Here is a 21,315-nt window from a genome sequence, read left to right on the forward strand (position 1 = left end):
CCTCTGCCTCTGCCCTTACTCGACGAGCGCGTCTGGCTTGCCCTTGCTGCGCGGGCTTTCCTCGACCATCTTGCCCCACACGATCAACCGGTACTTGCTGGTGAACTCCGGTGTGCAGGTGGTCAGGGTGATGTACCGGCCCGCCTTGGTGAAACCCGAACCCTTGGGAATCGGGTCCAGCACACTCACGTTGCTCGGCGACGTCACCGCCAGCATCGACGTCACCTTGTACACGAAGTACTCGTCCTGTGTCTCGACGACAACCGCGTCACCGGCCACCAGCCTGTTGATGTACCGGAACGGCTCACCATGCGTGTTGCGGTGCGCGGCGAGGCCGAAGTTGCCGGTCTTGTCCTGCGGCATCGCGGTCTTCAGCGCACCCTCGCCGTAGTGGCCGACCATGCCCTTGTCGAGAACCTTCTTGTTGCTGACGCCCTCGGCGATCGGCGCCTCCACATCCAGCTTGGGGATGTGCAGGATGGCGAAACCCTGCCCCGGCTCGAAGACACCCGGAGCCCGCTTGCCGCTCGCCCAGTCCTGCTGGAGGCTGCTGGCCTCCTTGCCCGCCTGGGCATGGGCACGGACGTTCGTCCACCACAACTGGTAGGTGACGAACAGCAGCATCAGCACACCGGTGGTGATGAACACCTCGCCTATCGCCCGGCTCGCCATGACGGCCGGACTCGGCTTGCGCAACCGCGCCTGCCGACGGGCCTCGACCCGGGAGAGCGGCCGCCCCGACGGGCTGTTCTCCGACGGCGGCGCCTCCGATGCGCCGCCATGACGGCCACCACGCCGCTTGGCTGCCTTTCTGCGGGCCGCTCGGCCGCCCCCTGGGAGTCCAGGGGCAGAAGAGGCTGCCGCGCCCGCAGAAGCCGATACGGGCGGCGGATCGGGGATCCGCAGCGCCACGGTCTCGTCGTCGACCGGCGGGAGATACGCCGTCTCCCCGAGCGCACTCGACCCCCCGTACGACTGACCCCCGTACGAGGTATCGGTCTCGCGCTCGGGGCGCAGCGCGGTCACGCCGTGGCCCTGCCCACCACCGGGGCGAGCCCCGCCGACCTCGCCACGGCCCCCTGGTCACCGCAGACCACCAGCCAGTTGGCCAGCATCCGGTGCCCGTGCTCGGTCAGCACCGACTCGGGATGGAACTGCACACCCTCGACCGGGAGTTCACGGTGTCTGAGACCCATGATGATCCCGTCGTGGGTGCGGGCCGTGACCTCCAGTTCGGCCGGCACGGTGGCCGGCTCGGCGGCGAGCGAGTGATAGCGGGTCGCGGTGAACGGGGTCGGCAGCCCGCCGAAGACCCCCTTGCCCTCGTGCTCGACCAGCGACGTCTTGCCGTGCAGCAGTTCCGGCGCCCGGTCCACCACACCGCCGTACGCCACCTGCATCGACTGCATGCCGAGGCAGACACCGAAGACGGGCACCCCGGTCGAGGCGCAGTGACGGACCATGTCCACACACACGCCCGCCTCCTCCGGCGTACCGGGCCCGGGCGACAGCAGGACGCCGTCGAAGCCGTCCTGGGCGTGCGCCGTCGACACCTCGTCGTTGCGCAGCACCTCACACTCGGCGCCCAGCTGGTACAGGTACTGGACCAGGTTGAAGACGAAGCTGTCGTAGTTGTCGACGACGAGAATCCGCGCGCTCACTGGTTGTCCACCGTCACATCGTTGAAGGGCAGCAGCGGTTCGGCCCAGGGGAAGACGTACTGGAAGAGGACATAGACCACGGCCAGGACCAGTACGAGCGAGATCAACGCCCTCACCCACACGTTGCCCGGCAGATGCCGCCAGATCCAGCCGTACATGCCGTCCCTTCCGTTCCACCACGGCACCAGAATCCCGCCGTACTGCACCAGACTAACGGCGCAGCGCCTTGGGTTTGCCTGCCTCCACAGGCTGCGTGGAGTCCAGATGCGCCCAGACGATCAGCCGATGGCTGTGCCCCCATTCCGGATCGCACGTGGTCAGCGTGAGATAGCGGCCTGGACGCGTATACCCCGACTTACGTGGCACAGGGTCGATCACTTCAACGTCCGTCGGAACTGTTTTGTAGGGGCCTTTGTCGATCCGATAGGTGAACCAGGTCGTACCGTCCGTCAGCACGATCGCATCGCCCCTGCGCAGCTTCGGGAAGTCCAGGAACGGGTCGCCGTACGTGCGCCGATGGCCGGCGACCGCGAAGTTGCCCTCCTGGCCCAGCCGGGCGGTACGGGCGTAGTGGGCGAGACCCTTCTTCAGCACATCGGTGCCGGTGCCCTCCAGGACCGGCTTGTTCCACGTGAAACCGAACCGGGGGATGTACATGATCGCGAAAGGCCTGCCGTAGTGGTACGCGGCCGGCTCGGCGGGGGCGGCGGACGCCTTGGCAGTGGGATGCACCGTGGCACTGTCCGACCACTGCCGCTGTAACTGGTCGATCTGGTCATGCATCACGCTGTCGGCCTTCACGCCGGTCCAGAACAGCACATACACGACGAAGAGGACTATGAGCGTACCGATGGTGATGCAGAGCTCGCTGACGGTCCTGACGATCACGCGCACCGGCGGCTCCAGAAGACGACGAGCTGCTTACCCCACAGGCTTCGCGTACTGCAGATCCACTGTGCCCGAGTAGCCCGGCAGAGTCACCGTCCCGTCCTCGGTGACTTTCCAGCCGAGGCCGTACACGTTCACGTACACCATGTAGTTCTGAATCGCCTCGGAGTCCGCCAGCGCCTGCTGCATCTTCGCCGGGTCCCCCACCGCCTGGATCTTGTACGGCGGTGAGTACACCCGGCCCTGGAGGATCAGGGTGTTGCCGACACAGCGCACGGCACTGGTGGAGATCAGCCGCTGGTCCATGACCTTGATGCCCTGCGCGCCGCCCTGCCACAGCGCGTTCACCACGGCCTGCAGATCCTGCTGGTGGATGACCAGGTAGTCGGGCTGAGGCTCGGGATAGCCGGGGAGCTTGGCCGTGGCGTTCGGCGGGGCGTCGTTCAGCGTGACGGTGATGGCGTCGCCGGTGAGTTTCTGGGTCCCCGCGCCCTTCTCCAGCCCGGCGAGCTTGTCGTCGTCGGCCTTGCTGGAGCCGTCGTCGCGCTCGGCCAGCTTCTCGTTCCGGTCGCGCGAGCCCGCGTTGGACTCGTCCAGCTCCTTGTTCTTGCGGCTGCGCTCCTGGATCAGGTCGGACAGCTTCAGCAGATTGTCGTCCGAGCGGATGTCGGTGCCCTTGGCCGTGTTGAAGCTGGTGAAGAAGAGAAGACCGGCCAGGGCGAAGACGGCGACGGTGAGAATCTGCACCGGCCGGAAGCCACCCTTACGGACCGGGCCCGCACCCATTGATCCGGTCGCGTTGGAGTCGGCAGAATTGCTCAACGTACCCTTATCTCCTTCGACGCCACGGAAGCACTACGCTAACGGACGCCCGGGGGAGCGGTCAGTGCGCCCTTACTGTCCCCTTGTACGCTGCCCTGAGCCCGACCCAGTTACCTGCGCGGCCACGCAGCGCATCGACAGGAGAGACCCTCGTGCCGAAGTCACGTATCCGCAAGAAGGCCGACTACACGCCGCCCCCGGCGAAGCAGGCGACCGCCCTCAAACTGAACAGTCGCGGCTGGGTCGCACCGGTCATGCTGGCCATGTTCCTCATCGGCCTGGCCTGGATCGTCGTCTTCTATGTGACCGACGGTTCGCTGCCCATCGACAGCCTCGACAACTGGAACATCGTCGTGGGCTTCGGCTTCATCGCGGCGGGCTTCGGCGTCTCCACGCAGTGGAAGTAGCTCTACCCAGGGCTGTTCGCTGAGTTATCCACAGGCCTGTGTATGGACCTGGGGAAAAGAAGACGATCTGTGGATAACCCGTAGGGCGTTGACGCCGGTACGACTACCACAACGCCCTTCGCGTAACTGTGCGCCCCCTCCCTGACCTGCAGAAATGCAAGTGAGGGCCAGGGGGCACAGTTGTGCGCGCACCCTGTGCACAAGATCCGCCACCGACTGTGGACAACGGTTCGGTATCGGTGCGGCGAGCCGCCGTGAACAGGCGAACCGGGTGCCGGGCGAGTCCGGTCAGGTGAGCTGGGCGGTCCTGACGACCGTCAGGACGAGCGCCACCACCAGGACCAGCGCGCAGGTGCCGTACTGGATGAGGTTCCGCCGCTCGCGCGGGGCGTGCACCATCGCGTAGCCGGTGACGACACCGGCGACCAGGCCGCCGATGTGGGCCTGCCAGGCGATTCCGCCGCTGAAGGTGAAGATGAGGTTGATCACCAGCAGGGCGATGATCGGCCGCATGTCGTAGTTGAGCCGGCGGATGAGCACCGCGGTCGCGCCGAAGAGGCCGAAGATCGCGCCGGAGGCACCGAGCGAGGGCTGGTTCTGGGCGGCCAGCAGATAGGTGAAGGCGCTGCCCGCCAAGCCGGAGACGACGTAGAGCGTGATGTACCGGGCGCGCCCGAGGGCGGCCTCCAGGGGGCCGCCGATCCACCACAGGCTGAGCATGTTGAACGCGATGTGCATGGGGTTCGAGCTGTCATGCAGGAACATCGCGGTCAGCAGCCGGTAGTACTGGCCTTGTGCGACGCCTTCGATGTCGCCGTACTGGGGGAACCAGGCCTGGCCGATCAGCTCGAAGCGGCTGGTGAAGCTGTCTCCGACGGAGAGCTGGACCAGGAAGACGGCGATGTTGACGCCGATCAGGATCTTGGTGAGCAGCCGTGGGTCGGCGGTGACGGTGCCGCCGACGATGGTGCGCGGGCGGGAGTCGGCAAGGGGCGGGCCGCTCTGGCCGGCGGTGGTGCCGCGTACGCATTCGGGGCACTGGAAACCCACGGAGGCACTGACCATGCACTCGGGGCAGATGGGGCGCTCGCAGCGGGTGCAGCGCACGCCCGTTTCCCGGTCCGGGTGCCGGTAGCACATGGGCAGGCTGTGAGCGTCCCGCGCGCTGCCTGCCGCCTGGTCCTCCATGGGGTCCCCTCGTTCGTCGTGGGCAATGCTCTGCCCCGCACATCCTTACGGACGGGCGGGGCTTTTGGTTCCCTTCGGGCGCTTCCTTTTGGGCGCTTCCCTCTGGGTGTCCGCTTCTGCCGGTTCGGCTCCGCGCTGTCGGTCAGCTCTCGCGCTTCTCGACGAGGACCGTCTCGACGATGACGTCGTTCTCGGGGCGCTTGTTCGGTCCGCTGACGGTCACGGAGGCGATCTTGTCGACGATCTTCTGGCTGTCCGTGTCGACGACCTCGCCGAAGATGGTGTGCTTGCGGTTGAGGTGGGGCGCGGGATTGACCGTGATGAAGAACTGGGAGCCGTTGGTGCGGGGGCCGGCGTTGGCCATGGCCAGCAGGTAGGGGCGGTCGAAGCGGAGGTCGGGGTGGAACTCGTCCTCGAACTTGTAGCCGGGGCCGCCGATGCCGGTGCCGACCGGGTCGCCGCCCTGGATCATGAAGCCGCTGATCACCCGGTGGAAGACCGTGCCGTCGTACAGCGGGTCGGTGGAGACCGTGCCGGTGGCCGGGTGGGTCCACTCACGCTCGCCCTGCGCCAGTTCGATGAAGTTCTTGACGGTCTTCGGCGCGTGGTTCGGGAAGAGCCGGACCTCGATGTCGCCGAGGCTGGTCTTCAGGGTGGCGTAGAGCTGCTCGGCCACGGTCCGCCTTCCGTTGTGCTCCGGTGTGCTCGGGTGTAACCCGGTGCTGGGTTTGCCCGCCACGATCCTCGCACGGTACGGCGGCCCGGTGGCCCGCCTGCGGTCTCCCGGCGCGGATCCTCACGAATCGCTTGCGGAAACCCGGCGGAGTCCCCAGATCCCCGCAGAGGCGGAGCGCTGGGCGCCGATCCGTGGCATTGTCGTCGACAAGCCCCTCTTAGTTCTGGTTGCACCCGTATGCCCGTCCTCGCGCGCCGCTTGGCCCGGGGAGAGGCATGATCCCTAAAAGGGTGGATAGTCGAAATACCGTACGCCACCGAGGAGGAGGAAACCCGTGACCCGCAAAGAGAGCGTGCGCGCCGCGACCAGCTCGGCGAAGGACAGCGTGCGGCACGCAGCGGAAGTGGTGGCGCCTTACGCCGACACGGCCAAGGAGCGTGCCGCGTACTACGCGCAGGAGGCACGCGTACGGCTCGCGCCCGTGGTGTCGCAGGCCGCTGAGCAGGCCCGCGTCCAGTACGACGCCCGTCTCGTGCCGCGTCTGGAGCAGGCGCGGACGCATGTGCCGCCGATGGTGGACCAGGCTGCGCACGACGCTGCCGATCTGACCCGTAAGGCGGCCCGGCAGGCCGCCGACTATTCACGTCCCAGGATCGAGCAGGCCGTGGCAGCGGCTGGGCCGGTCCGTGATGAGGCCTCTGCGCGGGGTGCTGCGGCGCTGGCCGCGCTGCGTGGCAATGTCTCGGCCGAGGAGATCGAGAAGCTGGCGCGCAGGAACGCGCGGCGCTCGGCGTACGGCCGTGCGTTCAAGTCGTTCGCTGTGTTCGGTGTGCTGGCGGGTGCTGCCTTCGTCGCTTGGAAGTGGTGGGACAAGCAGGCCAACCCGGACTGGTTGGTCGAGCCTCCCGCTGCCACGGAGGTCCCGGAGCCGGGCCCTCTGGGCTCGGTGGACGGCAGTTCTCCGCTGCACCCCGAGGTCCAGGCCAAGGAGGCGGAGGAGCAGGCGTCGCGCGACGACAAGAAGCGCTGAGCCCAGCGTTTCACGTGAAACAAGAGCCCCCTCTGATCCGCGTGTCCGCAGGTCGGAGGGGGTTTGTTGTGCGGTCTCCTTCGTCGGCTCGACCGGTACTCCAGTTGTGGATTGTGGTCTTGCTGGTGGGTGTCCGGTGCCGTCGAATGTTGGGCATTGTCCTCGAAGAATGAGGGCCGGTAGGTTCGTGCCGCCGAGGTTTGCGTGACTGGGGAAGTTCAGGAGCCAGGGGTGGCGGTGTGACTGAGACTGATCTTGAGCTGAGCGATGGTCGCAGACTGCATGTCTACGACACCGGCGCGGATGACTCGGACGGTCGCCTCACCGTCTTCTGGCACCACGGCACGCCGAACATCGGCGCCCCGCCCAAGCCTCTTTTCCCGGCCGCAGACCGGCTCGGCATCCGCTGGGTGTCGTACGACCGCCCCGGATACGGCGGATCAACTCCTCGCCCAGAGCGGAATGTGGCATCGGTCGCCGCCGACGTCTCCACCATCGCCGATGCGCTGGGCATCGATCGGTTCGCAGTCATGGGCCATTCCGGTGGCGGTCCGCACGCCTTGGCCTGCGGTGCGCTGCTGCCGGGACGTGTCCTCGGTGTCGTCAGCGTGGCAGGTCTGGCCCCGTTCGGCGCCGAAGGGCTTGACTGGTTCGCGGGCATGACGGACTCCGCCGTGGGGTCGCTGCGTGCGGCCGCCGAGGGACGAGCGGCGAAGGAGCATTACGAGGCGGGTGCCGAGTACGACCCGGACATGTTCACCCCGGCCGATCACGCCGCGCTCTCTGACGAGTGGTCCTGGTTCGGCGACGTCGTCGGTCCCGCCGTGGAGGCCGGTCCGGGCGGGCTGATAGACGACGACCTGGCCTATGTCGCCCCCTGGGGATTCGACGCCGGGCAGGTCATCGCGCCGGTTCTCTTCCTGCACGGCGGCCAGGACCGGGTCGTGCCCAGCTCGCACAGCCAGTGGCTCACGAGCCGCTGCCCCGCGGCAGAACTGCGACTGAGCCCTGAGGCCGGACACATCTCCGTCCTCAACGCCGGCGGGGCCGCCTTGGACTGGCTCGCGGACCACTCCGGCCGCTGATGTTCGCCCGGCACGGGACAGTCGGGTCCGGTCCGGGAACGGGTGCGGCCACCGGTGATCACCGGTGCGTGCAGACAGCCGGGCCGGCGCCTCGAAGGGCCTCGACTGCGGGCCTGGCCTGTTCACCAGCTGATTCCGGCCGCCACCGGCAGGTGGTCGCTGCCGGTGGCCGGCAGTACCCACGAGCTCTGCGGCCGTACGCCGCGGACGAGGATCTGGTCGATCCGCGCCACCGGGAACTTCGCCGGCCAGCTGAAGCCGAAGCCGTTGCCGGCCGTGTCCTGGGCCGAGTGCAGCTGCTCGGTGAGGTCGGCGAACGCGCGGTCGTCCAGCGTGCCGTTCAGGTCGCCGAGCAGGACAACCCGCTGGTTCCGGTCGGCGGCGACGGCCGCGGCGAGCGCCTGCGCGCCGGCGTCGCGCTGGGCCGTCGAAAAGCCCGTCCTGGGAATCACCCGTACGGACCCCAGGTGGACGACATACACCGCCAGCGGCCCGTGATCCGTGGCCACCGTGGTCCGCAGCCCCCGGTTGTAGGCCATCTTGACGTCGGCCGGCTTGGTGTCCGCCAGCGGCCCCGCGTCCATCTTGACGTCGACCGGCCGGGTGTCCGACAGCGGCAGCCTGCTCCACAGACCGACCGTGCCCTGCACCGTGTGGTACGGGTACGTCTTCGCCAGCTCCTTCTCGTACGTGCCCGTGGCCTGCTCGGTCAGCTCCTCCAGGGCCAGCACGTCCGCGCCGGAGGCGGCCAGGTCGCGGGCGGTGCCGGCCGGGTCGGGGTTGTCGGCGTCGACGTTGTGGCTGACCACGACGAGATCACTGCCCGGGTGGGACTTGTCGCCGAGCAGCCCGCCGAAGAGGTTCAGCCACACCGTGACCGGCAGCAGCAGCGCGGCCACCGCGGCGGCGGAGCGGCGCCACAGGGCCCCGGCCAGCAGTACCGGGACGAACAGACCGAGCCATGGCAGGAGGGTCTCCATCAGGCTGCCGAGGTGCCCGATCCGGTTCGGGATCTCGGCGTGCAGCAGCATGAGCAGGCCGAGGAGCAGCGCCAGCGCCGTGAGCACCGGGCCACGCTTCCAGGGTCCGGGCCGGGTGCCGCTGCGGAGCGCCCGGCGGATGCCCCCGCGCCAGGTCCCGGCGCCGGCGTCCGGGCGGATGCCCGCGCGCCGGGTGCCGGACACGGTGTCCGGGCGTCCGGCGCCGTCCTGTCCGCTCTCCGCCGCGTCCTGTCCGCTCTCCGCCGTGTCCGCCGTGTCCGCCGTGTCCGCCGTGTCCGCCGTGTCGATCTGCGTCATCGTCTGTCCTCGATCGCTCCGGCGTAAGCCGGCCGTTCCTGACGTCGTGCCGCCAGTCAAGGCAGTGCGGTGTTGCCGGCACGTATGCGGTTTTCGATACGCGGACGATACGTGCCGACTCCTAGCATCAACGACATGCGTGTGCTGATTGTCGAGGACGAGCCCTTTCTGGCAGAAGCCATCCGCGACGGCCTGCGCCTGGAGGCGATCGCGGCGGACCTCGCGGGTGACGGCGACACCGCTCTGGAACTGCTGGGCATCAACAGCTACGACATCGCCGTCCTCGACCGCGACATCCCCGGGCCTTCCGGCGACGAGATCGCCAGACGCATCGTCGCCTCCGGCAGCGGCATGCCGATCCTCATGCTCACGGCGGCCGACCGTCTCGACGACAAGGCTTCCGGTTTCGAACTCGGCGCCGACGACTACCTGACGAAACCGTTCGAACTCCAGGAACTCGCGCTCAGGCTCAGGGCACTTGACCGCAGGCGTGCCCACCACCGGCCTCCCGTGCGCGACATCGCGGGTCTGCGCCTTGACCCGTTCCGCAGAGAGGTCTACCGGGACGGCCGCTACGTCGCGTTGACCAGGAAGCAGTTCGCGGTCCTCGAAGTCCTCGTCGCCGCGGAAGGCGGTGTCGTCAGCGCCGAGGAGCTACTGGAACGCGCGTGGGACGAGAACGCCGACCCGTTCACCAACGCCGTACGCATCATCGTCTCGGCGCTCCGCAAGCGCCTTGGCGAACCCTGGGTCATCGCCACCGTGCCAGGCGTCGGCTACCGCATCGACGCCCCACTGGACGCCGGGCACGAGGGAGGAGACCGTGGATAGAGCCCCTGGTCCGAGCGCTCGCCTCAAACTCACCCTCAGCTACGCGGGGTTCGTCATGCTGGCCGGCGCCCTGCTGCTGGCGGCGGTGTGGGTGTTCCTGAACCGTGTGCCCCACCCCGGGCTCATCTTCGAGCCCGACTACCGCTTGGCCGTCGTGCGCACCTTCGCCCCGACGGCCGTCGCCGTACTGACGTTCCTGCTGGTGTTCGGCCTCGTGGGAGGGTGGATCCTGGCCGGCCGGATGCTCGCCCCCCTGACCCGCATCACGGACGCCACTCGCCTGGCCACGGACGGATCGCTCGCGCACCGGATCCGGCTGCCGGGCCGCAGGGACGAGTTCCGTGAACTCGCCGACGCCTTCGACACGATGCTCGCGCGGCTCGAGGCACACATCGCCGAACAGCAGAGATTCGCCGCCAACGCATCTCACGAACTGCGCACCCCGCTGGCGATCTCGAAGACGCTTCTCGATGTGGCCCGCACCGGTCCGGACCACGCCACCGGCGAAATCATCGACCGCCTGCACGCCGTCAACACCAGGGCGATCGACCTTACCGAGGCACTGCTGCTGCTCAGCCGCGCAGGCCAACGGTCCTTCACCCGAGAACGCGTCGATCTGTCCCTCATGGCGGAGGAGGCGACCGAAACGCTCCTCTCCCTCGCTGAGAAGAACGGCGTCACCATCGAGACCTCCGGCGAGATCACCCCCACGATCGGATCGCCTGCGCTGCTGCTCCAGCTGACGACGAACCTGGTGCACAACGCGATCGTCCACAACCTGCCCGCGCAGGGCACCGTGTGGGTCAGTACCGGCGTCCGCCCCGGGACCGTGGCGCTCTCCGTCGAAAACACCGGCCAGAGAATCACCCCCCAGCTGGCCTCGACACTTACCGAGCCGTTCCAGCGCGGCACCGAACGGGTACGCACCGACCACGCGGGTGTCGGCCTCGGCCTGGCCATCGTCAAGACCATCACCCGCGCGCACGACGGGACCCTGACCCTCACCCCACGTGCCGCCGGTGGGATGCGCATCACCGTCGAACTGCCCGCGACATCCCCGCACACCGACAGGTGACGAGCCGGGGAACATCGAATTCAGCCGCTCGCGCCAGAGATGCGCCCCGGCATCCGGCGCGCGACCAGGATGCTCAACGAGGGGCAACGACGCGGTCGCTCACGCGAAGTAGCCACCCCAGCACGTATGGTGCGCGGGCATCTTCGTCCAGGGGCGACCCTCCGAATCGTCACCCCGGGCAGGCATCCCACGCCGAGACCCGACGGACAACCGGGACAAAAAGACCCCTCCGACTGCGTTTCCGCAGTTCAGAGGGGTCTGATGCTGTGGAGCCTAGGGGAGTCGAACCCCTGACATCCGCCATGCAAAGACGGCGCTCTACCAACTGAGCTAAGGCCCCGTACGGGAAGCGGCCGGCCGAGCGAAAGGTCCGCTGGTCGGTGCCGCAGACCAGAGTACCGGTTCACCCCCCGTACCTCACAAAAAGATTGGGGGTCCCCCCGGATGACCACGCTCCGTAAGATGCTCGACGAGGTTCGCTGTAGCGAACCGTGGATTTTTTGGGGAAGCGATGGGGAGACGCAATGGACGCCGCACAGCAGGAAGCCACCGCCAGAGCGCGGGAGCTGCAGCGGAACTGGTACGGAGAGCCGTTGGGGGCGCTCTTCCGTAAGCTCATCGACGACCTGGGGCTCAACCAGGCACGTCTCGCGGCGGTCCTCGGACTGTCCGCACCCATGCTGTCGCAGCTGATGAGCGGACAGCGGGCGAAGATCGGCAACCCGGCCGTGGTCCAGCGGGTCCAGCTGCTCCAGGACCTGGCGGCGCAGGTCGCGGACGGCAGCGTGAGTGCGGCCGAGGCGACCGAGCGGATGGACGAGATCAAGAAGTCCCAGGGAGGCTCGGTGCTCAGCAACACCACGCAGACGACGAGCGGTTCGGGAGCGCCCACGGTCAAGCGGGTGGTCCGCGAGATCCAGTCGCTGCTGCGTTCGGTGGCCGCCGCCGGTGACATCATCGACGCGGCGGACACGCTGGCTCCGACCCATCCGGAGCTGGCGGAGTTCCTCCGGGTCTACGGCGCCGGCCGCACCTCGGACGCGGTCACGCACTACCAGTCGCACCAGAGCTGAGCCACGGCCCGGTACACCGGAGGGGGTCCGGTGAACCGGGCGGGGCCCGGCCCTGGCCGAGGGGGTCACGCGAGAGGGGTCGTATCGCTCATCCGGGGAAAGCAAGGGGGGTGTGGCAGGGGGACTAGAGGGGGAGGGCTACGGGCAGTCATGGGTGAGGTCTTCGCAGGCCGGTACGAACTGGCCGACCCGATCGGTCATGGCGGCGTGGGCGCCGTCTGGCGTGCCTGGGACCACCGGCGCAAGCGCTATGTGGCCGCCAAGGTGCTCCAGCAGAGCGACGCCCACGCGCTGCTGCGCTTCGTGCGGGAGCAGGCGCTGCGCATCGACCATCCCCATGTCCTGGCTCCGGCCAGCTGGGCCGCCGACGACGACAAGGTCCTGTTCACGATGGACCTGGTCGCCGGCGGCTCGCTGGTCCACCTCGTCGGGGACTACGGTCCCCTGCCCCCCGCCTTCGTCTGCACGCTCCTGGACCAACTGCTCTCCGGCCTCGCCGCGGTGCACGCCGAGGGCGTGGTCCACCGGGACATCAAGCCCGCGAACATCCTGCTGGAGGCCAGCGGCACCGCCCGCCCGCGCCTGCGCCTCTCCGACTTCGGCATCGCCATGCGGTTCGGCGAGGCCCGGCTGACCGAGACCAACCTCGTGGTCGGGACGCCGGGTTACATCGCTCCCGAGCAACTCCTGGGCGCCGAGCCCGACTTCACGGCCGACCTGTTCGCCGTCGGCCTGGTCGCCCTTTTCCTCCTGGAAGGCGCCAAGCCCGACGCCAAGGCGCTCGTCCAGCACTTCGCCGAACACGGCACCCCAGGAGCCCCCAAGGGCATCCCCGATCCCCTCTGGCAGGTCGTCGCCACCCTTCTCCAGCCCAACCCGCAGTCCCGCTTCCGCACGGCCACGGGCGCCCGCAAGGCCCTCGCCCAGGCCGTGGAACTCCTCCCGGCGCCGGGCATCGACGACGAGTCGATCGAAATCTTCGACCAACTGGGGCCACTGCCATCGGGGTTCGGACCCGAGGGACCACTGCGAGTGGCATCGGGGATCGATACGGCGAGGGGCGCGACCGGAACTAGGGGGACAACCGGGACGACCGGGACGACCGGTACCGGACCGAGGGCCGCCGGGGGTACGACGGAGGCGGCCGCGGGCTCGGGGGCTGCCCCGGGCACGGCAAGGAGCGCGGCGGCAGCCCCGGGGACGGCCGCGGTGACAGGGACAGGGACAGGTTCGGAATCGGACACGGCGCCGGGAAACGGAGCGGTTTCAGAGGCGGCCGCCCCGACGGGTTACGGCACGGCGCCGGAGACCACCTCCGATACAGCATCGGGGACCGCACCCGGCGTGGCGCCGGGGGCCGCTTTCGGTACCGCGCCGGGGGCCGCTTTCGGTACCGCGCCGGGGGCCGCTTTCGGTACCGCGCCGGAGGCCGCTTTCGGTACCGCGACCGGCAGGGACCCCGGCTCGGCGGCCGGAGCACGGGCAGGTCACGCGGACGCTCCCCCGGTCACCTCCACCGGACCCACCGGCCCGTCCTCAACCCCGGCCCGCATGTCCGACACCGGCAGCTTCCGGCTCCCGCCGCCCCAGACGCCGGTACCCCCCACCCCGCACGCGGAGCCGCCGCAACGGACGCAGCCGGCACCGCCGTACGCCCAGCAGCAACCGCAACCGCAACTGCAGGCACAACCGCAGGCACAACTCCCGGACGTTTCCCCCGTCCCGCAGCCCCATGCCCCCTGGCCCCCCGCACAACCCCTGCCTCCGGCCCAGCCGCACGCCGACACCACCACCACGGCCACCTACACCGCCCGCGACCCGCGGCCCGCGCCGCAGGCTTCGCAGCCGTCCGTGCGTACTCACGGCCGGCGTCGGCGGCGGGTGCCTCGGCCCGGGCCGCCCGCGAAGGCCGTCGTGCCCATCCTGCTGCTGGCGCTGGCCTGCTACGCCGTGGGTTTCTGGGCGTTGACCCGGATCTGAGCGCGACGGGCGCTCAGCGTCCACGCGCCCAGGACGAGGAGCAGGGCCGTGCCCGTGCCGATCCCGCCGGCCGCGAGCATCCGCATCGCCGTCGTGCCGTGGTCGCCGGCCGCGGCGACCAGGCCGCCGCCCTGGTCCGACGGCGGGTCGAAGACGTTCTTCGGGACGGGCGAACCGGCGTAGTGGGGGCCGGAGTTCGGGGTGCCGTCGACGCGGACCCGGAGTGTCACGTCGTACGGCCCCTTCCCGAACGTGTCCGCGGTCTGTCCGGTCAGGTGGACGACGAGGTAGTAGGCGCCGGCGAAGCGGACGGAGTTCTCCTCGCCGGAGACGGCGTACCGGTTGGCGTACGCCACGGGCGGCAGGGGGTCGAGGGAGGACGACTTCTGGGTGCCGTCGTAGCCGAGGGAGATGTCGTCGACGTAGCCGCGGACGGGGTTGTAGAGGGAGAGGTTGAGCGCGGCGCTGACGTAGCCGTGGGCGTCGCCGCCGATGCTGCCCAGGTCGAGGGTGGCGTGCAGTTGCTGTCCCCAGTCGACCGGGACGGCGTAGTAGAGGGTCTGGCCCGGGGTGATGCCGGTCTGCCAGACGCCCGTGCGGAGGGTGCGGGCCGTGGTGAAGCCGGCGCCCGCGGTACGGGCCTCGGGGTCGCCGGTGAGCGGCTCGGGGGACGCGGAGTTCCAGGTCTCGGGGGCGGTGGTGGCGCCGGCCCCGGTCAGGCCCGGTTCGGTGACGGGGGCGATCTCCAGGTCCCAGCTGCCCGGCGACGTGGTCCGCGAGCCGGACGCGAGCCGCTCGACGACGACGTAGTAGGTGCCCGCCCCCTGGCAGAGCGCCTTGCCGGTGTCGCGCCGCCCCAGCGCGGTGACCGGCCGGGGGCTCAGTCCGGCGCCGAAGCGGGCGCCGTCGTAGCCGCAGGAGACACCGTTGGCGTCCTCGATCGAGACTCCGATGCCGTCGCTCGCGGAGACGGTGGCGTCGGTCGGCGGGACGGCGGTGACGGGGACGTAGGCCGTGCTGCCGGCGGCGAGTTCGAGGCGGAAGTACAGCTCGCCCTTCTCCGGCAGGGTGCTGCGGTAGGTCGTACCGGGCTCCAGCGGTACGGCGGCCGCGGTGCCCGTCGCTCCGGTGATCGTCCGGGCGCCCGGGGCGAAGCCGTAGCCGCTGCCGCCGTCCGCCGCAACCGGAGAGGCCGGCAGCAGTGCCGTCAGTGCGAGGGCGGCCGCCATGCCGATGCCGCGCCATCCCGCCGCCGTACGCCACCGCCGTGTCACGCGCGCCCCCAGCCGTCGCTCGTCAGCCGTCGAAGCCCCGGACCGGCCCCGGTCCCATACTGCCGCTCGCGCCCCCGCGCCATCCGGCGATTTGTACGACCGTCCGAAACGCCCGCCTCGCGCGATCTCCGCGCACCCCCCGGACAACGCAAAACCCCGACCGCGAGGCGGTCGGGGTCTCAGTGTCTTTGGTTGTCGGTACTCACGAACCCGTGGGCACGGAGTCAGTCGCCTCCGTCCACAGATCCTGCTCGGCGCGATCCGCCTGGATCTGGCGGTACACGAGGAGCCCGCCGATGGCGGCCAGTGCGACCAGGAGAAGCTTCTTCACCGCGCGACCTCGTCTCTTCCTTGACGTAGGGGACCTCTGGCGCCCGACTATACACACCGACCGATATCGATCGGTGACCTGGCATCCGGTCCCAACTCCGGCCCACCGCAAGGTGTTGCACGAGGAGTTGCAGAAGGCCGGGCCGTTCCGATCGGAGGGTGATCACACCTCCACGGACGGTTACTTTGCCCCCTCTCGCCCGCCTTCAGGGGCCTTTCTTCTGATTTTTCGGACCTCACGCGTCCATCCGGGTGGTGTTCATCGGAACATCGCCGCGCCACAGGTCGACGTCCCCCACTTCGCGATCCCCATACACATCATGAGGAAAGTACGCAAATCGCCCAACCCGAAAGTGAGGGGCCATGGCTCGGAACGCCAAGGTCATGAAGTTGTGGACCGCCATCGTCACCGCCTTCCTCGCGCTGTGCACAGCGCTCGGACTCGTCTCCGCCGCCACCGCCACCGCGGTACCGCAGACCGAAGCCCCGCGCAACAGCAGCGGCGACGACCACAGCCCGGCCGGCCGGGTGATGATCCCGGCACAGACCCACTGGCTCTGGGCCCAAGCAAGGTCCCTGCCCCCCACGATGAAGCAGCGCATCCGGGCCGAGGCCCACGGCAAGACCCCCGGCTGCCGCCAGCGGCCCCTGGACACGACCGAGTCGGAGGAGAACCCGGCCGAACCCCCCGCGGCGCCCCTCGACTGCTGATCCTCCCCAGACGGCTCAGACGCAACGGCGCAAGGGCGACTTGCGTACGTACCAGCGCCTACTGCGAAAAGACCCGCGACCGGGAACCGGTCGCGGGTCTTCGCATGTCCGGCCCCGTCGGTGGGGCGCTCGACTCTTCAACTCCTCTTGAGGAGTCGTAGGCTGAAGCAGTGCCCAAGGCGTACGAGGAGATCGCCGACGACCTCCGCCGCTCCATCAGGAACGGCGAGCTCAAGCCCGGTGCGCGGCTGCCTTCCGAGGCGGAGCTGGCCCGGCAGCACGGCCGGAGCGGGCCCACGATCCAGAACGCGCTGCGGCTGCTGAGCGCGGAGGGGCTGATCGACAAGCGTCACGGCAGCGGCACCTACGTGCGCAGGCCCCGCACCCGCGCGATCCGTGACAACACCCGGCACCAGTGGGAGAAGGACCGCGCCAGGCTGCCGGAGGCCACCCGGGCCGCGACGGGCGCGACCGAGCACGAGACCGGTCTGGTCCTCGACGACCTGGTCTTCTTCGCCCGGTACCGCCAGCTGATCGCCCCCAGCGACCTCGCCGACGCGTTCGGGGTACCGGAGGGCACCGTGCTCCTGGAACGCACCTACCGGACCCGGTACTCGGCCGAGCCGGCCCCCTTCAGCCTGGTGAGCTCCTATCTCGTCCGGGACATGATCGCGGCGAACCCGGCGCTCCTGGACGAGACCAGGGAGCCCTGGCCGGGCGGCACCCAGAACCAGCTGCACACCGTCGGCATCGAGGTCGCCTGCGTCGAGGAACGCTTCACCGCCCGGCCGCCGACGCCCGAGGAGGCCCGGGAGCTGGATCTGCCGGCCGGCACCTCGGTGATCCTGCTGCGCAAGACGTCGTACGACATCCACGACCGCATCGTGGACATCTCCTTCGTCACGCTGCCGGGCGACCGCACGGAACTGCTCTTCACCACGCACCTGGAAAGGTGGTGAGCGCCGCCGTGAGCCGGTGCGTCGCCCTCGTCACCGTCGTCACCGCGGTCCACGCGCCGTCGGCCCCTTTCCTGCCGGAGGCCTACAAGTCACTGTGCGAGCAGCGGCTGCCGGACGGCTGGGAGTGGCAGTGGCTGATCCAGGAGGACGGCTACGGCGACGAGGTCCGCCCGTACGTCCCCGACGACGCCCGGGTGTCGTTCCGGCAGGGCCGCGCCGGCGGTCCCGGGGTCGCCCGCACCATCGCGCTGGCGCGGGCCGAGGGGTCGTACGTCAAGATCCTCGACGCCGACGACCAGCTCACGCCCGGCGCGCTGGCCCGCGATCTGGCCGTCCTCGAGGCCCGTCCGGCGGTCGGCTGGGCCACCTCACGCGTCCTCGACCTGCTGCCCGACGGCTCCACGGCCGGTTTCCCCGGCGACCCGGAGGAGGGGCCGATCGAGCGCGGAGCCGTGCTCGACTTCTGGACGGCGAACGGCTTCCTCGCCCAGGTCCACCCGGCGAGCCTCTTCGTCCGCCGTGAGCTGCTGCTCGCCCTGGGCGGCTGGATGGCGCTGCCGGCCTCCGAGGACACCGGGCTGCTGCTCGCGCTGAACGCGGTGAGCCGGGGCTGGTTCACGGCGGAGGCCGGGCTGCTCTACCGCAAGTGGGCGGGTCAGGTCACCGGGCAGGCCGCCCACACCGACCCGGCCGAACGGCGGGCCCGGATGGCGGTCGTGGCGGCCCGGGCACGGGCGCTGGCGGAGTTCGGCTGGCGCTACCCAACGACGGCGGCCGACTGGGCCGACCAGGGCCTGTCGCGAAAGTAGATCTTGTTCTTTGATGATCACGTGCCGTGGGACGTGATCATCTGACGAATGGCCAGTGGGCCCGGCTGGAGCCGTTGTTGCCGCAGAGCATCGAGCCGGGTCGGCCGCGGGTATGGACGCGACGGCACCTGACGGACGGCATACGGTGGCGGACCCGGACGGGGGCCCCTGGCGAGACGTGCCCGAGTGGTACACAAGGCGTACGAATACCGCCGTAACTGGTCCTACCTTCGTAATTGGTCCTACCTGCATAGACGCGGGATCAAGGCAACCATTGGCTGTGACCTGCACGTTCACATGGCAGTCCCAGGGCTGCATGCCTCTGAAGGTAGAGAGTGGGTGTTTCTCACTGTTGGATATGGGCGTGCCGAAGAGCGATGACTACGCGAGAACCAGTGCTCGACTGACTGTCTGGGGCTGCCTTGCCGGGCTGGCCGTGGTCCTGGCTGTTCCGGTGACCATACTGGTGACCGTCCTCCTCTTCGGGATGCCGACCCCCTAGCGCTGTCGGTTGCCCAGCGCACACCCTCTCGTCGTACAGGTGGCGGATGGAATGGCCCGTCAACAGCCGTCGCCTCCATGAGTAGCTGCGCCTGCACTTTCGCAACAGGCCCTGGCGGCCGACGGGACGGCGCACGTGTGCGGCCGCCGACCGGAAGGCGCACGCGTCCGGTCCTCGGCGAAAAGGGGGCACGCGCCCAGCCCCCGGCTGACAGGCACACGCGTGCGGCCCTCGACCGGAATGCACACGCGTGCGGCCCCCGACCGGCTAGAGCGTCGCCGCGTCGGTCCGTGAGAACACCAGGTCGCTCTCCTCGGTCACCGGTCCGTCCCAGCGGACCGGGGCCACCGGCTCGCCGTACAGCGCCCGGGGGTAGCTGTCGGCCGCGTAGCTGTTGGCGAGCCGGTAGACGTGGTAGCCGGCGTCGGTCATGGTGCGCAGCAGGTCGTCCGCCGAGTCGCCGAGCTGGGCCATGCGGTCGGGGGTTACCTCGACGGTGATCTCGGCGTCCGGGCGCAGCTTCTCCAGCAGCGGGGCCAGCCCGCGCACCACCGCGCCCTCGGCGCCCTCCACGTCGATCTTGACGACCCGCGCGGTCTCGATCTCCTCCGGCCGCAGCAGCTCGGGCAGCGGCACGGCCTCGATGTCGAAGCTCGACTCGGCCGGGCCGTCCCACGGGACGATGCTGTTGGCGCCCATGTTGCGGGAGCTGGCGAGCACGAAGGTCAGGGTGCGGTGGGCGTCGGAGACGGCGGCGTTGACCGCCCGGATGTTCCGGCAGCCGTTGAGCGCGCCCTGCTGCTCCAGGCGGCGGTGGAAGACGGGGGAGGCCTCGACGGCCACGACCCGGCCCTGGTCCCCGACCAGCTGGGAGGCGAGGACGCTGAAGACGCCGATGTTGGCGCCGACGTCGACGAAGCAGTCCCCCGGCGCCAGCCGGCCGCGCAGCCAGCGGGTCATGTGCGGTTCCCACACCCCGAAGAGGTAGAGGTAGCGCTGGATGAGGTCCTGGGTGTCGACCGCGAACCGGGCGCCGGAGCGCGTCTCCACGACCCGCCGGCGCGGGTGGTCGCGCAGATAGGGGTTGAGCGCGCGGGCGGCGAGGGCCTTGCCCCAGGGACCCGGGAAGTCCCGGACATAGCCGCGGCCGAGGGTGGCCAGAAGTTCGGCGAGTCCGCTGCTTCCGGTACGTCCGGTGAGTTCCGTGCCGGTGGTGCTCATCCGCTAGTCAGTGACCCTTTTGCCGTTGATCCGGATCGCCTGGGACGGGCAGCGTTCGGCGATGTCCCGGATCAGTTCGTCGTCCCCGGACTCCTCCCGTCCGGGCAGGACGAAACCGTACCCGTCCTCGAAGCCGAACACGGCGGGTGCCCGGAAGGCACACTCACCCGACCCATAACAGACATCGGCGTCGACGGAGACCTTCATGGGAAGTCCCCTGCCCACCGGACGCCCCGCCGAACCGGGTTACGTGAAGGGCAGCTCCAGCATCCGGATCGCGTTCCCGCGCAGCAGCTTGTAGGCCACCTCCGGCGCCAGCCCGCCCACGTGTTCCTGGGCGACCCGCTTGGTATCCGGCCAGGTCGAGTCGACGTGCGGGTAGTCCGTCTCGAAGGTCGCGTTGTCCACGCCGACCGTCTCGATCGCCTCGATGCCGTGCCGGTCACGGAAGAAGCAGCAGAAGATCTGCCGGTAGTAGTACGTCGACGGGGGCTCCGGGACCAGGTCCTTGACCCCGCCCCAGGCGCGGTGCTCCTCCCAGACGTCGTCGGCGCGCTCCAGGGCGTACGGGATCCAGCCCATCTGGCCCTCGCTGTACGCCAGTTTGAGCCGGGGGAACCGCACCAGGACCCCGGAGAAGAGGAAGTCCATCATCGAGGCCATGGCGTTGTTGAAGCTGAGCGAGGCCTGCACGGCGGGCGGGGCGTCGGGGGAGGCGGCGGGCATCTGCGAGCTGCTGCCGATGTGCATGTTGACGACCGTCCCGGTCTCCTCGCAGACCGCGAAGAACGGGTCCCAGTAGCCGGAGTGGATGGACGGCAGGCCCAGATAGGTGGGGATCTCGCTGAAGGTGACCGCCCGGACGCCCCGTTCGGCGTTGCGCCGGATCTCGGCGACGGCCAGGTCGATGTCCCACAGCGGGATCAGGCACAGCGGGATCAGCCGGCCGCCGCTGTCGCCGCACCACTCCTCGACCATCCAGTCGTTGTAGGCGCGGACACAGGCCAGCGCGACCTCCTTGTCCTCGGCCTCGGCGAAGGTCTGTCCGCAGAAGCGGGGGAAGGTGGGGAAGCAGAGGGAGGCCTCCACATGGTTCATGTCCATGTCGTCCAGGCGGGCCTTGGGGTCCCAGCAGCCGCGCCGCATCTGTTCCCGGGTGATGCCGTCGAGCGTCATCTCGTCCCGGGAGAAACCGACGGCCGCGATGATCCGCTTGTACGGGAAGAGCAGGCCCTCGTACTCCCACCAGTCGGTGATCTGGCCCTCGGGGTCGGTGGTGAAGCGGTACTTGCCGCCGACGTAGGCGAGTTCGCCGATGCCGGCCGTGAAGGGCTTGGGGCCCCTGTCGCGGTACTTGCCCGGCAGCCACCTCTCGAAGAGGTGCGCGGGCTCGATCACGTGGTCGTCCACGCTGACGACCCTGGGCAGATCCTGGGTACCGGTCGCGTTCTCTGCCATGCCTACCCCCTGCTGCCTGCTTGGATGCCCGATTAAC

General features: G+C 69.5%; 24 protein-coding genes and 1 tRNA gene. 11 read left to right on the forward strand and 14 right to left on the reverse strand.

The genetic code is table 11. The features are described from left to right. Positions 1-15: 15 nt before the first annotated feature. Genes AB0D59_RS00825 through AB0D59_RS00845 form a run of 5 tightly spaced genes read right to left on the reverse strand, consistent with a single transcriptional unit; the run spans position 16 to position 3,371 of the window. The gene (locus AB0D59_RS00825) at positions 16-1,026 is read right to left on the reverse strand and encodes a class E sortase (RefSeq protein WP_362559116.1); all 1,011 of its coding nucleotides are present in this window, start codon (positions 1,024-1,026) and stop codon (positions 16-18) included. Continuing rightward, positions 1,023-1,661: an aminodeoxychorismate/anthranilate synthase component II gene (locus AB0D59_RS00830; protein WP_362559119.1), complete on the reverse strand. Its 639-nt coding sequence runs from the start codon at positions 1,659-1,661 to the stop codon at positions 1,023-1,025. The genes AB0D59_RS00825 and AB0D59_RS00830 overlap by 4 nt, the downstream gene beginning before the upstream one ends. After that, positions 1,658-1,819: a hypothetical protein gene (locus AB0D59_RS00835; protein WP_046727640.1), complete on the reverse strand. Its 162-nt coding sequence runs from the start codon at positions 1,817-1,819 to the stop codon at positions 1,658-1,660. Before AB0D59_RS00835 ends, AB0D59_RS00830 begins: the two co-directional genes overlap by 4 nt. Before the next feature lie 52 nt (positions 1,820-1,871). Beyond that, positions 1,872-2,555 (reverse strand): class E sortase, encoded by a 684-nt coding sequence (locus AB0D59_RS00840; protein ID WP_362559122.1) that lies wholly within the window; start codon positions 2,553-2,555, stop codon positions 1,872-1,874. A 27-nt stretch (positions 2,556-2,582) separates the two neighbouring features. After that, positions 2,583-3,371, reverse strand: a complete 789-nt coding sequence (locus tag AB0D59_RS00845; RefSeq protein WP_362559124.1) for a DUF881 domain-containing protein — start codon at positions 3,369-3,371, stop codon at positions 2,583-2,585. A 152-nt stretch (positions 3,372-3,523) separates the two neighbouring features. On the opposite strand from AB0D59_RS00845, the gene crgA reads away from it, so the two are divergent. Further along, entirely contained in the window at positions 3,524-3,778 is a 255-nt protein-coding gene (gene crgA / locus AB0D59_RS00850; protein WP_362559127.1) for a cell division protein CrgA, read from the forward strand. A 288-nt stretch (positions 3,779-4,066) separates the two neighbouring features. On the opposite strand, the gene AB0D59_RS00855 is transcribed toward crgA, so the two are convergent. Together AB0D59_RS00855 and AB0D59_RS00860 are read right to left on the reverse strand one after the other, a co-directional pair. Next, entirely contained in the window at positions 4,067-4,966 is a 900-nt protein-coding gene (locus tag AB0D59_RS00855; protein ID WP_362559129.1) for a rhomboid family intramembrane serine protease, read from the reverse strand. A 142-nt stretch (positions 4,967-5,108) separates the two neighbouring features. Then, positions 5,109-5,642, reverse strand: coding sequence for a peptidylprolyl isomerase (locus AB0D59_RS00860; protein WP_362559131.1), 534 nt, complete (start codon positions 5,640-5,642; stop codon positions 5,109-5,111). 334 nt (positions 5,643-5,976) lie between these two features. Between AB0D59_RS00860 and AB0D59_RS00865 the strand changes: the two genes are divergently transcribed. Next, on the forward strand, positions 5,977-6,672 hold the full coding sequence (locus AB0D59_RS00865; RefSeq protein WP_362559133.1) for a DUF5324 family protein: 696 nt from the start codon (positions 5,977-5,979) through the stop codon (positions 6,670-6,672). Between the two features lie 239 nt (positions 6,673-6,911). Continuing rightward, positions 6,912-7,757, forward strand: coding sequence for an alpha/beta hydrolase (locus AB0D59_RS00870; protein WP_362559136.1), 846 nt, complete (start codon positions 6,912-6,914; stop codon positions 7,755-7,757). A gap of 122 nt (positions 7,758-7,879) precedes the next feature. On the opposite strand, the gene AB0D59_RS00875 is transcribed toward AB0D59_RS00870, so the two are convergent. Beyond that, positions 7,880-9,055 carry an endonuclease/exonuclease/phosphatase family protein gene (locus AB0D59_RS00875; protein WP_362559139.1) on the reverse strand — a complete coding sequence of 392 codons (1,176 nt, stop codon included), beginning with the start codon at positions 9,053-9,055 and terminating at the stop codon, positions 7,880-7,882. A gap of 135 nt (positions 9,056-9,190) precedes the next feature. Between AB0D59_RS00875 and AB0D59_RS00880 the strand changes: the two genes are divergently transcribed. Then, complete coding sequence (locus AB0D59_RS00880) at positions 9,191-9,886, forward strand: response regulator transcription factor (RefSeq protein WP_362559142.1); 696 nt, start codon at positions 9,191-9,193, stop codon at positions 9,884-9,886. Then, complete coding sequence (locus AB0D59_RS00885; protein WP_362559144.1) at positions 9,879-10,961, forward strand: HAMP domain-containing sensor histidine kinase; 1,083 nt, start codon at positions 9,879-9,881, stop codon at positions 10,959-10,961. The genes AB0D59_RS00880 and AB0D59_RS00885 overlap by 8 nt, the downstream gene beginning before the upstream one ends. Positions 10,962-11,228: 267 nt before the next feature. On the opposite strand, the gene AB0D59_RS00890 is transcribed toward AB0D59_RS00885, so the two are convergent. Then, positions 11,229-11,301, reverse strand: a tRNA-Ala gene (locus AB0D59_RS00890). A gap of 184 nt (positions 11,302-11,485) precedes the next feature. Between AB0D59_RS00890 and AB0D59_RS00895 the strand changes: the two genes are divergently transcribed. Together AB0D59_RS00895 and AB0D59_RS00900 are read left to right on the forward strand one after the other, a co-directional pair. Beyond that, positions 11,486-12,034, forward strand: a complete 549-nt coding sequence (locus AB0D59_RS00895; protein ID WP_046727633.1) for a transcriptional regulator — start codon at positions 11,486-11,488, stop codon at positions 12,032-12,034. Positions 12,035-12,184: 150 nt separating this feature from the next. Beyond that, positions 12,185-14,014, forward strand: coding sequence for a protein kinase (locus AB0D59_RS00900; protein WP_362559147.1), 1,830 nt, complete (start codon positions 12,185-12,187; stop codon positions 14,012-14,014). Here AB0D59_RS00900 and AB0D59_RS00905 read toward each other — a convergent pair. Both AB0D59_RS00905 and AB0D59_RS00910 read right to left on the reverse strand, forming a co-directional pair. Then, positions 13,978-15,288, reverse strand: a complete 1,311-nt coding sequence (locus AB0D59_RS00905) for a hypothetical protein (RefSeq protein WP_362559150.1) — start codon at positions 15,286-15,288, stop codon at positions 13,978-13,980. The genes AB0D59_RS00900 and AB0D59_RS00905 overlap by 37 nt on opposite strands. A gap of 202 nt (positions 15,289-15,490) precedes the next feature. After that, a complete protein-coding gene (locus AB0D59_RS00910; protein ID WP_003999697.1) occupies positions 15,491-15,619 on the reverse strand; it encodes a DLW-39 family protein in 129 nt (42 codons plus the stop codon). 362 nt (positions 15,620-15,981) lie between these two features. On the opposite strand from AB0D59_RS00910, the gene AB0D59_RS00915 reads away from it, so the two are divergent. From AB0D59_RS00915 to AB0D59_RS00930, 4 genes are all read left to right on the forward strand, one after another. Beyond that, entirely contained in the window at positions 15,982-16,329 is a 348-nt protein-coding gene (locus AB0D59_RS00915; protein ID WP_362559152.1) for a DUF6344 domain-containing protein, read from the forward strand. A gap of 170 nt (positions 16,330-16,499) precedes the next feature. Next, the gene (locus AB0D59_RS00920) at positions 16,500-17,288 is read left to right on the forward strand and encodes a GntR family transcriptional regulator (protein ID WP_362559155.1); all 789 of its coding nucleotides are present in this window, start codon (positions 16,500-16,502) and stop codon (positions 17,286-17,288) included. Then, complete coding sequence (locus AB0D59_RS00925) at positions 17,282-18,097, forward strand: glycosyltransferase family 2 protein (protein ID WP_362559158.1); 816 nt, start codon at positions 17,282-17,284, stop codon at positions 18,095-18,097. The genes AB0D59_RS00920 and AB0D59_RS00925 overlap by 7 nt, the downstream gene beginning before the upstream one ends. Before the next feature lie 26 nt (positions 18,098-18,123). Further along, complete coding sequence (locus tag AB0D59_RS00930) at positions 18,124-18,315, forward strand: transposase (RefSeq protein WP_362559161.1); 192 nt, start codon at positions 18,124-18,126, stop codon at positions 18,313-18,315. Between the two features lie 551 nt (positions 18,316-18,866). On the opposite strand, the gene AB0D59_RS00935 is transcribed toward AB0D59_RS00930, so the two are convergent. The 3 genes from AB0D59_RS00935 to AB0D59_RS00945 are packed head-to-tail and all read right to left on the reverse strand — an operon-like array spanning position 18,867 to position 21,278. Further along, positions 18,867-19,820, reverse strand: a complete 954-nt coding sequence (locus AB0D59_RS00935) for an FkbM family methyltransferase (protein WP_362559163.1) — start codon at positions 19,818-19,820, stop codon at positions 18,867-18,869. A gap of 3 nt (positions 19,821-19,823) precedes the next feature. Then, positions 19,824-20,027: a ferredoxin gene (locus tag AB0D59_RS00940; protein WP_360480748.1), complete on the reverse strand. Its 204-nt coding sequence runs from the start codon at positions 20,025-20,027 to the stop codon at positions 19,824-19,826. 39 nt (positions 20,028-20,066) lie between these two features. Further along, on the reverse strand, positions 20,067-21,278 hold the full coding sequence (locus AB0D59_RS00945) for an amidohydrolase family protein (protein WP_362559166.1): 1,212 nt from the start codon (positions 21,276-21,278) through the stop codon (positions 20,067-20,069). Positions 21,279-21,315 lie beyond the last annotated feature (37 nt).

Source organism: Streptomyces sp. NPDC048417 (assembly GCF_040651615.1).
Classification (GTDB): Bacteria; Actinomycetota; Actinomycetes; order Streptomycetales; family Streptomycetaceae; genus Streptomyces.

Bases quoted from the DNA above. Each gene is read 5' to 3' on its own strand.
- AB0D59_RS00835 (WP_046727640.1), bottom strand. From the start codon at position 1,819: ATGTACGGCTGGATCTGGCGGCATCTGCCGGGCAACGTGTGGGTGAGG.
- AB0D59_RS00855 (WP_362559129.1), bottom strand. From the start codon at position 4,966: ATGGAGGACCAGGCGGCAGGCAGCGCGCGGGACGCTCACAGCCTGCCC.
- AB0D59_RS00875 (WP_362559139.1), bottom strand. From the start codon at position 9,055: ATGACGCAGATCGACACGGCGGACACGGCGGACACGGCGGACACGGCG.
- AB0D59_RS00880 (WP_362559142.1), top strand. From the start codon at position 9,191: ATGCGTGTGCTGATTGTCGAGGACGAGCCCTTTCTGGCAGAAGCCATC.
- AB0D59_RS00895 (WP_046727633.1), top strand. From the start codon at position 11,486: ATGGACGCCGCACAGCAGGAAGCCACCGCCAGAGCGCGGGAGCTGCAG.
- AB0D59_RS00900 (WP_362559147.1), top strand. From the start codon at position 12,185: ATGGGTGAGGTCTTCGCAGGCCGGTACGAACTGGCCGACCCGATCGGT.
- AB0D59_RS00915 (WP_362559152.1), top strand. From the start codon at position 15,982: ATGGCTCGGAACGCCAAGGTCATGAAGTTGTGGACCGCCATCGTCACC.
- AB0D59_RS00935 (WP_362559163.1), bottom strand. From the start codon at position 19,820: ATGAGCACCACCGGCACGGAACTCACCGGACGTACCGGAAGCAGCGGA.
- AB0D59_RS00940 (WP_360480748.1), bottom strand. From the start codon at position 20,027: ATGAAGGTCTCCGTCGACGCCGATGTCTGTTATGGGTCGGGTGAGTGT.
- AB0D59_RS00945 (WP_362559166.1), bottom strand. From the start codon at position 21,278: ATGGCAGAGAACGCGACCGGTACCCAGGATCTGCCCAGGGTCGTCAGC.